Here is a 15,097-nt window from a genome sequence, read left to right on the forward strand (position 1 = left end):
AAACCACCTTATTTTTGAATGTCATGCCGATCAGCTCCTTGTTCTTCGCCGCCCTTTTTCTGAATGAAAAGATCCACTTGTATCATGCGCTCGCCCTTTTGCTCATTGTGGCAGGTATTTACCTCGGACTGTCCCGCCAGAAAGGAACAGGACTTCCCGCAAAACCCATCAGCATCAATAAGGCCTTGTAAAAAAAACTGCCTGGAATCCAGGCAGTTTTCGTTTTATATTTAGTTCAGATCGATATCACCGGTATCGGTTTTAATGCTGATTTTCGGACCACCTATTCCCGCTTCCGGGCTCTGAATAAAAAATGCCGAGTATTCCCAATGGAAAATACAAGGTACAAACAAAAAACAACCAGGTGGCATACACCTGGTTGCTTACTACTACTGTTCTTTCGTTACCATAAAATTGACGGCACCCACCTGTTCTGTCTGCTGTTCCTCTGCCTGTTTTTCGGTACCGGCTCCATCGTCAATGGCTACCGTATCGCTTCCGTAATTTTTTACCGTCACAAGGGCGGCATCCAACATTTTGCGAGTTTCTTCATCGTCCGCTTTGCCCTTTCCTTCTACAGTAACCGTTGCCTTCGTTCCCGAACGGTCAGCATGGAGGGTTGTATCCTCCGGCACAGCCGGCACTAGCTTTTTGTCTTTATAGCCTTCTTTCATCTGATCCATGGCTTTCTCCAGGTTTTCGGCCGGTTTTGCGAAGGTGGTCGCATTGCTGTCTACCAAAAATTCATCGCCCGTTGAGGTCGTATAAGAAAAAGCGGGACCTCCCCTTACTCCGTCCACATCCAATTCTTCCTTTGAACCCAGATTGGAAAACTCATAACCTGGTTTTCCATCCGTTTCAAACTTCACCTTGGAATAGCCTTCACTATAACCAAACGTGTAGCCCAGTACTTTCGGAAGCAGTGCTTCTTCAGAAGAAGAGACAGAGCCTGCTGGAAGATTAACAACAACTGCTCCTTCTTTTTCCGACAGCTTTGCCTGGTTCAGCAGTGTTGGCTGAAGGCCGACCTTTTCCGGATGGAAAGAACCTAGCACATCCTCCACTTTATCAGCATACGTTCCTCCCCCCTTTACAAGAAAGGAGAGTGGGACCACAAGCTCCGCCTGATCATCGCGATAGGCAACGGTCACCAGGGATTTTCCTTCTTTTAGCTGCTGATTCAGTTCATCCTTCATGAGAGGAGAGTGATAGTTTTCATCACTTGATGCCTCGACCGTTACAGGAGGTGCTTCCTGATCTCCATTGGCTTTTTTATCCGCCGGCAGCTCTTTTTGCGTTGATGGGGCAGTACTACCTTGATTCTCATCCTGCGGTTTTTCAATTTTCGGTTCCGGCCGGTCCTTTTCTTTCTCCTTTATGGGAGCATTATTTTCATGTTCGCTTGGATCCACTCTTTCTGCAGGCGGCTCCGGATCCCTCGCTACTACATTCGGTTTTACCTGGTTTCTGCCTGGCAGCGTACGTTCCGGCGGGCTTGGTGCCGAAGCTTCTTTTTTGAAAAAAGGCAACGGCATGAGAAGAAAGACAACCGCCAGCAAACAAACCATGGCCAGCCCTGGCATCATCCACGTTTTTTTGACTGTTGTTTTATGTACAGACGATGCGGTCAGCTTTCCTTCGATTTCATGAAAGATGAATTCTTTTGAACGTTTATCTTTAACAGATGGCATTTTCTCCAGTTGTTTTTGAATCTCTTCTTCTGTCCATTTAGACGATTCCATCTTTCCATTCCTCCTCCAAACCAGGCCTCTGGTCGAGCAGCCCTTTAAGTTTCTTAAGGCCCCGATGCTGTGTAGTTTTTACCTTGCTCTCCGTCCAGCCGAGAATTGCGGCTGTTTCTGTTATTGAAAGCGACTGGATATAACGCAGAACCAGTACCTGCTGCTGCTGGATCGTACAGCTGCCTAATGCGCGGTACAGTTCTTTGACCGACTCTTTTTGTGTGACGAACTCATCCGGAAGTGGCTGAAGGTCCGCAAGCTGATTTTCCTTCTGTGACAGGTTGAAAAAAAGAAGCTTTTTCTTCCGCCGGTTTTGCTTGCGAATCCAGTCAATCGTGACATGCCTGGCAATCGAGTACAGCCACGTTTTTTCCGAGCTTTTTCCCTGAAACGTTTGGTATGCTTTTAACACCTTGATATAAACTTCCTGAACAATATCTTCCGCTGCCTCCCTGTCCCTGACCATATAAAAAATAAACTGAAACAGAGATTGATGATAGTCACCATACAACCGGTCAAACGAGTCATTCACTGCGTTGCCCCCCTGTCTAACTACTCATTAGTCGATACACCTGATCAAAAGGTTGCAAAAAAACCCAAATTTAAGTTTACCCCATTTCCTGTAAATGGCAATGTGTAACCAGTTGATAAAATACGAGCTTATTTGACAGACAACCGTTTGTAATGAGGATAACGTGGATCATTTCGACACAATCATTTATAACCCGGGAAATTATTCGCTTTTATGGCACAAAAAAATCGGGAGACATGGTTTACTCCCGACTGGTTGATGAAGAAATGCCCCTGATAAAAAACTCCTCAATCATTTCCCATGTTTTTTTATATTTTTCTTCTTCACCAAGCAGTGAAGAATGAAGCGCATTGCCGTCACGGATGGCCCAAAAAATTTGGGCAATGAATTCAGCATCCATGGGTTTGAATTCGCCTGACTCCTGTCCCTCTTTTATAATTTCCTGGATAAAATCAGTGAATTCCTGATACCGTTCTTCCATCAACTTCTTTAAATCCTCCTGACGGGCACTGTACAGCCAAAACTCGGTGTAGAGCCTGAAGGATTTTCGCCGTTCATCCGTGAGCTGCTGTTTCTGAAACCGCTGAAACAAAAACCTCAATTTTTCAGTGGCCGTCTTTAAGGTATGGTACTCGCTTTGAACCTCCAGGAAAAAGTCCCTTGTTTCTCCCTGAAGAAGCTGCAAATAGATTTCTTCCTTGCTGGTAAAGTAGTTATAGATGGCTCCTTTGCTTAAATTGGACACTTTCACAATATCGTCGATCGTGGTCGCCTCATATCCTTTTTCACCAAAACAGCGGAGTGCTCCCTGCAAAATTAAGTTTTTCTTTTCCTCTTTATACTGTTCTGAAACCTTTGGCATGCTTTTTCCTCCAATGTACTGATCTCATGGTTGTATGCACACCTTTTTCTGTGTGAACCTCCAAAACCCTTTTAATTTCTGAAAATCCGGGGTGTTAAATTGTTTTTGACATATGCACCTGTTGAATGGTCGTGTTGAACCCTTCATTCTGAAACGCCCGGCATGCAAGATCGTTGCTTTTCGGAAAATTGAAGGTCGTGCGCTTGCAATCCGTAAGGGCAGGTTGAAACACAGAATGCAGCAAACACAGGATCACATCTTCCTTCTCATTAAATTCCGGTTTTCCTTCGCACTGATATAGGACGATACTCTCAATCTTGCCCTCACTGTTTCTCACGCTTCGGTACAGCGCATACCCCACGGATTCTTCACCCGATTTGACTACCACTGCCTCTGCGCCTGCCAGACCTTGTGCTTGTGTCTGCCATGGCGAAAAATGCTCATAAAAATCGAGAGCCACTATCTCCTGCGGAAGAGCACGAACCACATCATAGCTTCCGCTGTAGGAGAAAGCATCCCTGGAAAGACTTTCGTTAGAAACATAGAAAATCAGGTCATCCGTTTTTTTATATCCTATCTTCTCATAAAGCTTAATGGCCTTTGTATTTTCGGAAATCGCCTCAAGCATGAGACAGCCGACTCCTTCCTGCTTATATAGATCCATGCAGGCGTTCATCAGTTCTTTGCCGATTCCTTTTCCTCTGTAGTCCGGAATCACGCCCGTGCCTCCATTCCAGGAAACCTTCTGGCCATTGATCGTTCTGAAACCATTCAGGACAAACCCTACCGGTTGGTCCTGGTCATAGGCAACCAGGGAGCGTTCCGGTGATATCTCTTCATTGGCCATCTTTTTAATCAGAGCATCCACCGTAAGATGAATATTGGTAAAATAATACCTAAACCCCTCATTGAACAGATGAACCGCTTCTTCAATACTTAACATGCTGAACCTTTTGAATGTCAACAATCCAATCTCCTCCAATAAAATGACTAGTCGTTTTATTTTATTTTTACACCAACTCACCCTTCTAATCAACAACATTTCATCGACAAAAGGCGCAATATAAAAAAAGCTAAAGCAACCGGTTTACGCTGCTTTAGCTTTCTTCAATGGTTTTCGCTTATTAATAGATTTTGCCGCTGTCTTCTCCAGGCAGATCTCTGTCGTAATAACGGGAGTTCAGTGTGTTGTTGGTTCGGAACGTGTCGTAAACGTATTCCCGGCGTTCCTTATCTCCGTCCACAAGAACAAGAATATTTCCGCTTTCCACATAATTGTTGTATTCCTCAGCTTCATCTTCAGGAATACCCATACCGACCAATGCACCGACCAGGCCGCCAGCTCCAGCTCCAATCGCCGCTCCGCCCAAAGTAGCTGCGATTGGACCAGCAGCTACAATCGGTCCGATTCCGGGGATCGCTAGGGCTCCTAGTCCGGCCAAAAGACCGCTCACACCTCCAAGGACACCGCCTGTCGCCGCACCTGCAGCAGCGCCCTCTCCGGCTTTGGTTCCCGTTTCGTCTTCAATATGGCGCCGTTCCTCTTTATCCCGGGCGATTACAGAGATGTCATCTTCCTCATAACCTCGTTCTCTCAAAGAATTAATCGCCGACACCGCTTCTTCTTCCGTTGAAAAAACGCCAACTACTTTTTTCTCATCCATTTGCAATCCCTCCAAGTTTAGACTCTTTTCACTTGTGTCTGTTCCCCGGAACGTTTAATTTAAAACTATTTATTCTTCGATCAACTTCTTCAGGTGCTCATAATACTCGTTCAGCTCTCTGGATTTGGATGCAAGAAATTCTTTTTTATCCTGCTTGGTTTCCATGGCGTCCTGGCCCACGGAAACAATATCGTCAAAGACTTCTGTCGTCTGTTCTCCTACTTCCACATCTTCTTTTAGAAGCTGGCTGATCTCAGTGATTTTCTGTAGTCGGTCTTCATTAAAGTCTTCATTTTGAAGCTGTTGCCCCAAAAGAGAATACAGCACATCTACGCGTTCTTTTGTTTGTGGTTTTAGCATATTGGCACCTTCCTTTTTTTCCTGTAACACTTGTCTCCGTTAATTTACCCTTATGTCAAAAAGCTAATCTTTTTTTGCATGGTCAAGAGGACAACTTCTTCCTTTTAAAGGAAAAAAGTGATAGGTATCGAAATTAATATACACAAGCTTTGAAGGAGGAACACTGCTATGCATCATGTTGATCACCAGGCAGAGAAACCGGAAAAAAAGACCTTTGATGAATTTTGGGTTTTTTATTTATCACAACACTCCAAGAAAAGCACAAGGGCCTGGCATTTTACAGGTACATCCCTTGTCTTTATTTTTCTCGCACTCGGCGCCACGTTAAACGCCTGGTTCTTGCTGGCTGCACCAATTACAGCGTATAGTCTGGCCTGGTACAGCCACTTTTTTATCGAAGGAAACAAACCTGCCACTTTTGGCCATCCTTTCTGGTCTTTGCGCGCTGATTTTAAAATGTTTTTCTTTACGCTCACCGGAAGAATGGAGCATGAATTGAAAAAAAGATCCTTGTATTTCCGGGGAAATTCGCTAAATTTCGCCGTCTTAAAACCCGGCAAATTCCACCATTGTCCCAGTAGATGTCCAAACCCTTCCAGCCAATTTTCATATTCTATATGGCAAGTAACTTTTAATAAAAATGCTGGATGAAAGGAGATCTACACATTGTCTGGTTACAGAAATAAGCGTCAAGGATTTGGCTACGGCTATGGCGGCGGATTTGGCGGCGGCTATGGCTACGGCCCGGGATTCGCTGGTGGATTTGGAGGCGCTGGGGTTGGCGGCGTAGGATTCGGCGGCGCAGGCGGATTTGGCTATGGATATGGATATCCGGGCTGGGGCGGCTGTGGTTATGGCCGCGGCTTTGCGATCATCGTCGTTCTGTTCATTCTGTTGATTATCATCGGCTGTTCGTGGTGCGGGGGCGGCCATGATGGCGGCGGCTTCCTCAGCGGTTGCGGAAAAGGCGGCTGCTAATCATCCCTGGAGACAAGATTTTATATCTTGTCTCTTTTTTTGTTTACCTGCAAAAAAAGCAGTGTGCTCCCGGCACACTGCTTGAATGACACTATTCTTTTTTCGTTTCCATAAAAGGCCACCAGTTTGCTTTTCCGAAGGTTTTGACCATCACGGGCACAAACAACGGCAAAATAACAAACGCATAAAGCAGCAGCCCGCTTAAAATAATGGTTGCAATCTGGAGAAGGGAGAGAACACCTGAAGGTAACATCGCGGCAAATGTTCCTCCCAGTATGACCACCGCCGAAATGATTACCGTCCCCATATTCTTCATGGATAGCAGCATGGCTTCTTTAACAGAAAGCGATTTGTATTCGTTGAACCGGTCCATCAGGAAGATGCTGTAGTCTACGCCAAGAGCCACCAGTATGACAAAGGCAAAAAACGGCACTGCCCAGTTAATGCCGGAATACCCGAGCATGTTCACAAAAATCGATTCGGTAAACGCCATGGCTGTGTAGTACGTCAGAATCAATGAAGCGATAATGTACAGCGGCATGATAAAGGAACGCAGCATAATGATGAGGATGATCGCGATTCCCACAAGCATCAATACGACGGTTCTGGAATAGTCGGATGCAGATATATCGTTCAGATCCGAATAGATACTTGTGACGCCGCTGATCCCAAGCTTCGCATTTTCAAGGTTGGTGGCGGTACTGGCCCGCTTTACGGCTTTCTTGATTTCATCCACCTGGCCCAGCGCATCCTGGGAATAAGGATTTTCCTTAAAAATCACGTCCAGTGTGGTCAATTTCCGGTCACCCGGCATGTACTCGTCAAACACCTGCTGAAACTCTTTTTCTTTTAAAACATCCTCAGGCAAGAACCAGCCTGCCATCTCGGGATCTTTTGCGGAAGACAGGGACTGAAGATAATCATTGGCCGAGTCGATTCCTCCAGATACCTTCTTTATGCCTTTGGCGCTGGAATTTAGCCCGTCAGACAGCTCTGCCAGCTGGGAATCCATTTGCCCGAGGCCGCTTTTCAGCTGTTCCTGCCCACCGGCAATCTTCGCAAGTCCGCCCTGTACTTCAGGCAGTTTTGCAATTACCTGCTGCTGGCCGTCCGCTGCTTTATTGATTCCTGATTCAAGTTCGCCAAGGCCTGCCGAAATCGAACCAAGACCGTCAGCCAGTTGCTTTTGACCAGAAACCACCTTGCCGAGACCATCGTTTGCTTTACTCATATTGGTCTTAACGGTATTCAGGTTTCCGTTCAGCTGCTCGAGCCCGCCGGCCATCTTGCCGAGTCCGCCCTGCAGTTGGGTGAAGGTGCCTTTAATGGCCTGATATTGCGGGTCTCTGTTAATATCCTGGTTTGGATCTTCACTGCCGTATTTGGATTCAAGATGAGCAAAACTGCCTTGCAACTGGGAAAGACCGTTTGCTGTGGTCTTCAGCTGCTGCCCCACTTGTGCATAACCGCCTTGCAGCTTTCCGAGTCCGTTCTCCATCGCCTGATAGCCGGAAAGAAGCTGTTGACTGCTGTTGGCCAGCAGATCCGCACTCGATTTCGCCTTCTCTACGCCGGCCTTCAAATCTCCTGCACCTTGGGAACCGTCACGCATCCCTTTTTCAATTTGGGAAAGCGCACCGGATAAGTCGCCGATTCCTGACTTCAGTTTATTGGTGCCATTTACTAGTTCACCAATTCCATCAGTCGTTTGTTTCATTTTCGGCTGGGAATCACTAAGCTGTGAGCTTGCTTTAGAAAGGCCGCCGCTGATTTTCTTCAATCCGTCATTCCCTTTGGATAGTCCGTCATCCAGTGACTCTGCCTGTTTGGTAACCTGCAATTCTTTTAATTGCTCACCTACCGGACGGGTGGCGCTCCGCACCTGGTCAACACCGTTCACCTGCTCGACTTCCCGGCTGATATTTTCAATCGTTGCCATGTACTCCGAGCTATCCAGCGGTTCGTCGTTTTTCAGTACAATTTTGGCAGGAAGAGACTCTCCCGGGCCAAAGCTTTCTGAAATCACATTAAAAGCTTTAACGGAATTATACTTATCCCCGATTTCATCCAACGAATTAAATGATAGATCGCCGTCATAGGTTGCCAGAAAAGGAGTGACGATCGCAGCAACAATAATGAGGGTTGCGAGTGGTCGCTTAAATGAAAATGAACCGGCCGCTCCCCAAATTTTGCTTTGCTTGTGCTCCATTGCCGCTTTCGATGGCCAGAACAGCTTGCTGCCGAGAACCATCATAAAAAACGGCACCAGTGTTAATAGAGCAAGCAGCAGCACAGCTACCCCGATCGCTACAGCTGAAGCAGATTGATAGAGTTTAAAAGTGGAAAAACCAATCGCTGCAAATCCGATCATCACGGCAAGGCCGCTGAAAAACACGGTTCTGCCTGCCGTTTTATACGTAGCCAGAATCGCATCAGGCAAGCTTTCATGCCTGCCCATCTCTTCCTTAAACCGGCTGAGCAGAAGGATGCAATAATCGGTCCCGATTCCGAAAAGAACCGCCACCAGGAAAATTTGCGTGAATGTGGACAGCGGGAAATTCCAGCGGTCCACCAAAAAGGCTACAATCGACTGCGCCGCAATATACGAGATTCCGACGGTCACGAGCGGAATGAGCGGTGCCACAAAAGAACGGAAAACAACAAACAGGACGGCGAGAATGAAGACGACGGTTATGTATTCCGTTTTCTTTAATCCTTCCTGTGAACTTGCCACCACATCCTCATCGATCATCCAGCTGCTCGTAAAGTAGTGAGGAACATTAACATCCTTTAACTCGCTATAGAGGGAGTCGGAAATCTCAGCTGCTTCCTTGTTCGCGGTATTGACCGTCACAAGGGAAAGAACGGTTTTCCCATCCTTGGACGCCAGCTGATCCTTCAGCTCCTTATTATCAAAATGGGTGAGAACCTCCGTAATCCCCGCATTTTCTTTATCTTGTTTCAATTGATGCGTTGCGGTTTTTATTTCTTTGAGGTCACCATTGCTCAGCTTCTCATTTTTGTGAAACACAAGCGCAACCTGTGATTCATCCGCTGATTTCTCTTTCTTGTCTACATCATCAAGAAGCTTCTGTGCAAAGCTGGAAGAATACCCGTCCGGCACGTTGATCTGCCCTTTTTCACGAACCAGCTCCGCCATATTGGGCGCCAGCAGCACCAGAGCCGCGACCAGAGCAATCCAGACAACGGCAATAACCCACTTTGCTTTTAGCACAGCTTTCATTCTGTTTCCCCTCTCTTATTCTTCATTCACCTGAGATGCCAGCTTTTCATAAAGCGTTAAGAAGGTTTCTATCTCTTCATCACTGAACGTTTTTAAATAAGGAGACACCACTTCAAACACTTTTTCTTCTCCCCACTGAAAAACATCAGACCCTTCCTCTGTCAATTTTAGATAAACGATTCTCCGGTCCTTTTCATCTCTGAGCCGGTGAATGTATCCTTTTTCCGCCAGCCTCGTGACAATGGCGGTAATGGCACTTTTTTGCACACAAAAGGCTTCTGCCAGCTCTGTAGTAGTACAAGAACCAAACCGTTTGATATAGCTCAGTGTCATTTGCTGCTCAACGGTCAATACATCCTGAAGCTGTTCCTTGATCATCGAGCCAAACCGCTTGTTCACCGTGAAAGAAGCCGCTTCATACCGACCGAAAATGCTTTTCCATTTTCCAACATCCATTCTATTCACCTCTGTTTTCTATTAGACCATAACTAGTTCAAGAGTTGAACTGTTCAACACAAGAACAAGATGACAATTTGGTGACAGGAGTAACGCTGTTGCTCTTGGGAGTTGATTTCCGTTTCAGATGCTCGCTTTCCGCAGGGCGTGCGGTGAGCCCGTCGGCGCAAGCGCCTTCCTTGGTCTCACCTGTCCCGCTTTCCCTGCTGGAGTCTCGCACCTTACACTTCAATCAACAAATCAATGAAGATTCTTTAACAGCAATGTTCTTACAGCAACAATGACCTTTAGTAAGCAGAAAAAAACCGCCCTTGTAAAAAGGACGGTCCTTATCGCTTATTATGCAATCTGTTGTGCTTCTTTAAATTCTTTTTCTACCTCAGCTGATGGCTTTGCTGTCAGAAGGCTGACGGCGATAATGACAATTCCACAGACAATGAACCCGGGAATAATTTCATATACAGCTTCAAGCGCTTTGACTTGTTCCCAAATAATCACGGTAAGTGTACCGGAAATCATTCCGAAGAACGCTCCCCATTTCGTCATGCGTTTCCAGTACAGGCTAAGAAGAACAACGGGTCCGAAGGCCGCTCCAAAACCGGCCCACGCATAACCCACAAGATTGAGAATCGTTTTGTTCGGATGAAACGCCAGAAGAAGCGCGATCAGAGATATACCCAGAACCGCCAATCGGCCAACCAGGACCAGCTCTTTGTCCGAAGCGGATCTTCTGAAAAAAGCTTTATAAAAATCCTCGGTTACCGCGCTGGATGTCACGAGCAGCTGAGAAGAAATCGTACTCATGACCGCGGCCAAAATGGCTGCCAGCAGAAACCCGGTGATTAATGGATGAAATAATACATCGGACAATACGATGAACACCGTTTCCGGCTTCTCAAGCTTTCCGCCGTTCAGGTGGAAATATGCTATTCCCACAAGCCCGGTAAACATGGCGCCTACAATGGAAAAGATCATCCAGCCCATGCCGATTCTTCGGGCACTTTTCATTTGTTTTACAGAGTTAATGGCCATAAACCGGACGATAATATGCGGCTGCCCGAAATATCCGAGCCCCCAGGCTAATAGAGAAATAATGCCAATAATGCTTGTTCCTTTGAAGGCATCAAGCAATTCAGGATTAATGGAGTGAATCTCAGAAAAGGTAGTCCCTGTTCCGCCAAGGTTGAAAATAGTGACGACCGGCACTAGGATCAACGCAACAAACATAATGGTGCCTTGCACAAAATCAGTCCAGCTGACCGCGAGAAAGCCACCGAACAACGTATACAACACCACCACACTGCCAGTCAGCCAGATGCCAACTGAATAATCGAGATCGAACGCTGATTTAAAAAGTTCGCCCCCTGCTACCATGCCGGATGACGCATAAAATGTAAAAAAGATTAAAATAACAATTGCCGATGTTATGCGCAAAATCCGTGAAGTATCCTTAAACCGGTTTTCAAAATAATCCGGAATGGTAATGGAATTGTTCGCAATTTCTGTATAGGTACGCAGCCGCGGAGCAACAAACAGCCAGTTCAAATAAGCCCCTAATGTTAATCCGACCACAATCCAGCCTGCGCTTAATCCCGAAACATACATCGCCCCGGGAAGACCCATCAACAGCCAGCCACTCATATCCGATGCTCCGGCACTGAGTGCTGTAACTGCCGGCCCCAGATCCCTGCCGCCCAGCATATAATCCGATAAATTGGCCGTCCGGCGATAGGCAAAATAACCGATCAAAAGCATCCCCACCATATAAATGGCGATGGAGATCATTACTCCGTATTCCATTGTCTCTCCCCCTCTTTCTGTCCGCCTTCATCTGATAACGCTTTCACACACAGGCGGATTTCCCCTGTCCTTCAGCAGCCGCCACCAACTGGCTCTGAAACACAGCTCTTTTTTAAATTATCACAGGCCTTTCGTTTAAACAATGCTTGAAATTCACCAAAAAACATGCTCAATGCTTGTCCGAAAAAACAAAGTACAAACCGGCCAATAACAATACCAATCCAATCATCTTTTTATATGTAAAATGAATCGCTTCATTGCCAAACCAGCCGTTGTGGTCAATGATTACACTCATCATGAGCTGGCCGATAATAACAGCGGTAATGGCGCTCGTCACTCCAATTTTCGGTACGGCAAGAATGACGATAAACACATAGATGGCTCCCAGTATGCCACCGATCAGGTTCCATTTCGGCACCTGCCAGACAGTGCTCAAGCTTCCGTTTCCCCAGATCAGCATAATCACCAAAAGCATGACCGTTCCTGTAAAAAAGGAAACAAATGCCCCTTCAATGGAGCCGATCCTTTTTCCGAGCGTTCCATTTACAGCTGCCTGCATGCCTTGTCCCATGCCGGCAAGCAAAACAATCACGAGCATTATGATTTTCCCCATGGATGTTCTCTCCTCACTTTTATCATGCTGCCTAATCTTTTCCCCACATAAAAAACACCACACATAACGTGGTGTTTATCGATTAATCAGGCTTGAAAATATAATCAACCAGCTCTTGAAAGACGTTGACATTGTCCGTCAACAGGAACGCCGGAAGAAGCAAAATGGCAAACAGCACAAGAAGATTAGATCCGATCCCTCGAATAACAATCTTTTTTAGCATATTCATTTATTCTCACTTCCTTTTGGCTTATTATAACGCTTGCTGCCTAAATAGTCAAAATTTTTCGGTAAATACAATTTAATCTTTCAACCATTGTATTTTTGTTTCCCTGCTTTTAGAAGCAAAATCAAAGGGGGGTAATTATACTTACCCTTTTGCGGTGAGAAACGAAACATTCCCAAGACAAAACCTGCGCCCAAACTACATCTCCTCCTAGTCACCTGAAATCTGTTAAAATACCTGCATATAAGGAAATACTGAGTATAGAAAAGATCGCTCAAGCAGGTTTCATCCTCTTTCCTTGTGGAAAAAGACCAATAATAGAAACTTTCTATAGAAAGGAAAACGCCATTGAAAAAAGGATTGGAAGTCTTACTTCGACTTGGGATTACTCTTCAAGTGTTAAAAACAGCCATCGCAGCCGCGCTTTCCTGGACCGTATCTTCCCATCTCTCTCAAAATGACTACCCCTTTTTCGCCCCGCTGGCCGCTGTTCTGACCATGCAGGTCACCATCGCCGGCTCTCTTCAAAAAGGGTTTTACAGGGTGTGCGGCGTCATAGGTGGCGTGATTATCAGCATGCTGATCGGGTATTTTCTTCAAGTAAATGCTGGCTCCATCATGCTTGTTGTCTTGATAGGCATGGCCGTAACGACCGCCTTTAAGATGCCTGCCGGTGTAACGTCACAGGTGTGCGTCAGCTCGATCCTGGTTCTCGCTTTTGGAAAGGGTTATGCGTTCAGCCGAATCATTGAAACGTTCATTGGTTCCGCGATCGCCGTTCTGACCAATGCGCTGCTTGTTCCTCCGAATGCCATTCCGGCAGCAGAAGAGCTTCTTCTTAAACTATCCAATCAGGCTTCCAGGACATTAAAGGATCTGGTCGTGCTGTGGGACAGGGATCCGGCTCACCGCCGGGAGATTCAGCAGGAAGTCAAGGAACTCACAGAACGGAACGAGAAAGGAATCGAAGCCGTCATTCTCGCGCGTGAAAATCTTCGTTTCACCCCGTTTTTCACGAAACGAAGAATCCGGCTCACCCATCTCGAAACGGGCATGAAGCATCTTAATCACATTACCCTGCAAATCCGGGGCATTGCGCGCGGCATCCGGGACTTATCATCGATTATTGATACAAGCACCGACTCTGAGGAGATTAAAGAACTAAACCGGGCAATTGAACAAACAGCGATTTGTGTTACTCATTATGGAGAAACGGTCATTAATCCATCGGCTGATAATTTGTTGATTCTGATCTCAAGCTTAAAAGAGGCACAAGAAACTCAATCCCGTTGCCTAGTGATTCTGAAACGGTATGAATCACTGACCATTTTGCGGGATGTGGGGGCGATCCTCACTGACTTGAACCGCATCTTGAAAGAGACAGGCGGCCAGACCGTCATCAGCACCGGCCGGGTTTTCTAACAAAAAAAAAGCAGGAAGGCTATTCCCAAGCCTTCCTGCTTTTTTTTATTTTTTCATATTCTCATAGTGGCTGATGATCGCCTTGGACAGCTCAGACGCTGCTGGAATTTCTGTAAACAGCTCGATTGCCTGCTCCAGTCCTTTGGAAGCAATCGTCTCCTGAACGGTTACTGCCTCGGGATCTTCTTTGTAGTCATACAGCAGAGCGGCTGCAATGACTTTGGTTAAAGAAGCTGGAATGTCGCCGGTCAATTCATGATACTGCTTCGCAGGGCTGACGAGGCGGTCTTTCGGTCCAAGTTTACGGATCGGAGAGCGGCCCACACGGGTCACCTCATCCGAAATATACGGGTTCGTGAACCGGTTTACAATCTTGGCAGCATACGCTTCATGCGCTGCACGCTCAAAGCCGTATTTGCTGATGAGCATGTCTCCGGTTTCCTTCACTGCACCCTCGATCACTTCTTTGATTGCCGGGTTGTTCATGGCTCCATCAATCGTTGGCACACCCGCATGATAACCGAGATAGGCAGCTGCCGCATGCCCGGTATTTACGGTGAACAATTTACGTTCAATATACGGCTTCAGGTCATCTACATACGTAATGCCCTCCACATCCGGTTTGGTTCCCACAATTTTGGTTTGATCCACAGCCCATTCATAGAAAGGCTCCACCTTGACCATTAGTTTGTCTTCGTTGGATTGGTTTGGCACGATGCGGTCGACCGCTGCATCCGGAAATCCAAACCGGGATTTAAACTGTTGTTTTTCATCTTCATTCAATTTTTCAAACACCTTTTCCTTTAGAAGGGTGCTTCCGCCGATCATGTTTTCACAGGCGATGATGTTCAGCGGTGCGTCACTTGCCGCTGCCCGCTTTCGCAATCCTTCTGCGATGGTTCCGGCGATAAAAGGCAGAATGTTTGGCCCGACAGCAGCTGTTACCAGATCAGCCTTTGCGACCATATCCACTGCTGTTTCAGCATCAGTACTGCTGTTTATCGCACTAACGTTTTTGATGATTTGCTCTTGCTGGCTTTGATCTGCCAGAACAACGGTATATTGCTTTCTTTCATTTAAAAGTGAGACAAGTTCGTCATTTACGTCCACGAACACTGTTTCATAGCCTGACTGGTACAATAAATTGCCAATAAATCCTCTGCCGATGTTGCCTGCTCCGAAATGTACTGCCAGCATG

15 protein-coding genes and 1 pseudogene are annotated in these 15,097 nt (G+C 46.4%); 4 read left to right on the forward strand and 12 right to left on the reverse strand.

Translation table 11 applies throughout. The features are described 5' to 3' along the window. The coding region (locus DMO16_RS15095; RefSeq protein ID WP_164989018.1) for an EamA family transporter at positions 1–191 on the forward strand (191 nt) is incomplete at its 5' end. A 198-nt stretch (positions 192–389) separates the two neighbouring features. Here the strand turns inward: DMO16_RS15095 and DMO16_RS15100 are convergent. From DMO16_RS15100 to DMO16_RS15125, 6 genes are all read right to left on the reverse strand, one after another. Then, positions 390–1,742 (reverse strand): hypothetical protein, encoded by a 1,353-nt coding sequence (locus DMO16_RS15100; protein WP_129478459.1) that lies wholly within the window; start codon positions 1,740–1,742, stop codon positions 390–392. After that, positions 1,729–2,274 carry an RNA polymerase sigma factor SigX gene (locus DMO16_RS15105; RefSeq protein ID WP_061975825.1) on the reverse strand — a complete coding sequence of 182 codons (546 nt, stop codon included), beginning with the start codon at positions 2,272–2,274 and terminating at the stop codon, positions 1,729–1,731. The genes DMO16_RS15100 and DMO16_RS15105 overlap by 14 nt, the downstream gene beginning before the upstream one ends. A 241-nt stretch (positions 2,275–2,515) precedes the next feature. Continuing rightward, positions 2,516–3,136 (reverse strand): TetR/AcrR family transcriptional regulator, encoded by a 621-nt coding sequence (locus DMO16_RS15110; protein WP_129478461.1) that lies wholly within the window; start codon positions 3,134–3,136, stop codon positions 2,516–2,518. A 94-nt stretch (positions 3,137–3,230) separates the two neighbouring features. Then, positions 3,231–4,100 carry a GNAT family N-acetyltransferase gene (locus tag DMO16_RS15115; RefSeq protein ID WP_164988938.1) on the reverse strand — a complete coding sequence of 290 codons (870 nt, stop codon included), beginning with the start codon at positions 4,098–4,100 and terminating at the stop codon, positions 3,231–3,233. 160 nt (positions 4,101–4,260) lie between these two features. Continuing rightward, positions 4,261–4,800 (reverse strand): general stress protein, encoded by a 540-nt coding sequence (locus DMO16_RS15120; RefSeq protein ID WP_061975820.1) that lies wholly within the window; start codon positions 4,798–4,800, stop codon positions 4,261–4,263. Between the two features lie 69 nt (positions 4,801–4,869). Next, positions 4,870–5,160, reverse strand: coding sequence for a hypothetical protein (locus DMO16_RS15125; protein ID WP_129478465.1), 291 nt, complete (start codon positions 5,158–5,160; stop codon positions 4,870–4,872). A gap of 168 nt (positions 5,161–5,328) precedes the next feature. On the opposite strand from DMO16_RS15125, the pseudogene DMO16_RS15130 reads away from it, so the two are divergent. Continuing rightward, a pseudogene (locus DMO16_RS15130) lies at positions 5,329–5,664 on the forward strand (Mpo1-like protein); the annotation flags it as partial. Positions 5,665–5,826: 162 nt separating this feature from the next. Beyond that, complete coding sequence (locus DMO16_RS15135; protein ID WP_129478469.1) at positions 5,827–6,138, forward strand: YjcZ family sporulation protein; 312 nt, start codon at positions 5,827–5,829, stop codon at positions 6,136–6,138. Between the two features lie 91 nt (positions 6,139–6,229). Here the strand turns inward: DMO16_RS15135 and DMO16_RS15140 are convergent, their stop codons facing one another. The 5 genes from DMO16_RS15140 to DMO16_RS24370 form a co-directional block, all read right to left on the reverse strand. Next, entirely contained in the window at positions 6,230–9,382 is a 3,153-nt protein-coding gene (locus DMO16_RS15140) for an MMPL family transporter (RefSeq protein WP_129478471.1), read from the reverse strand. A gap of 15 nt (positions 9,383–9,397) precedes the next feature. Beyond that, positions 9,398–9,838, reverse strand: a complete 441-nt coding sequence (locus DMO16_RS15145; RefSeq protein ID WP_129478473.1) for a MarR family winged helix-turn-helix transcriptional regulator — start codon at positions 9,836–9,838, stop codon at positions 9,398–9,400. Positions 9,839–10,177: 339 nt separating this feature from the next. Continuing rightward, a complete protein-coding gene (gene putP, locus DMO16_RS15150) occupies positions 10,178–11,638 on the reverse strand; it encodes a sodium/proline symporter PutP (protein WP_129478475.1) in 1,461 nt (486 codons plus the stop codon). A gap of 169 nt (positions 11,639–11,807) precedes the next feature. Further along, the gene (locus DMO16_RS15155) at positions 11,808–12,251 is read right to left on the reverse strand and encodes a DMT family transporter (protein ID WP_061975806.1); all 444 of its coding nucleotides are present in this window, start codon (positions 12,249–12,251) and stop codon (positions 11,808–11,810) included. A gap of 82 nt (positions 12,252–12,333) precedes the next feature. Then, positions 12,334–12,480: a hypothetical protein gene (locus DMO16_RS24370; RefSeq protein ID WP_156412606.1), complete on the reverse strand. Its 147-nt coding sequence runs from the start codon at positions 12,478–12,480 to the stop codon at positions 12,334–12,336. Between the two features lie 345 nt (positions 12,481–12,825). Between DMO16_RS24370 and DMO16_RS15160 the strand changes: the two genes are divergently transcribed. Further along, positions 12,826–13,899: an FUSC family protein gene (locus DMO16_RS15160; RefSeq protein WP_164988939.1), complete on the forward strand. Its 1,074-nt coding sequence runs from the start codon at positions 12,826–12,828 to the stop codon at positions 13,897–13,899. 45 nt (positions 13,900–13,944) lie between these two features. Here DMO16_RS15160 and DMO16_RS15165 read toward each other — a convergent pair whose 3' ends face one another. Beyond that, positions 13,945–15,096, reverse strand: a complete 1,152-nt coding sequence (locus DMO16_RS15165; RefSeq protein WP_129478479.1) for a mannitol-1-phosphate 5-dehydrogenase — start codon at positions 15,094–15,096, stop codon at positions 13,945–13,947. Between the last annotated feature and the right edge of the window lies 1 nt (position 15,097).

This window comes from Fictibacillus sp. S7 (assembly GCF_004127935.1).
Classification (GTDB): domain Bacteria; phylum Bacillota; class Bacilli; order Bacillales; family Fictibacillaceae; genus Fictibacillus_C; species Fictibacillus_C enclensis.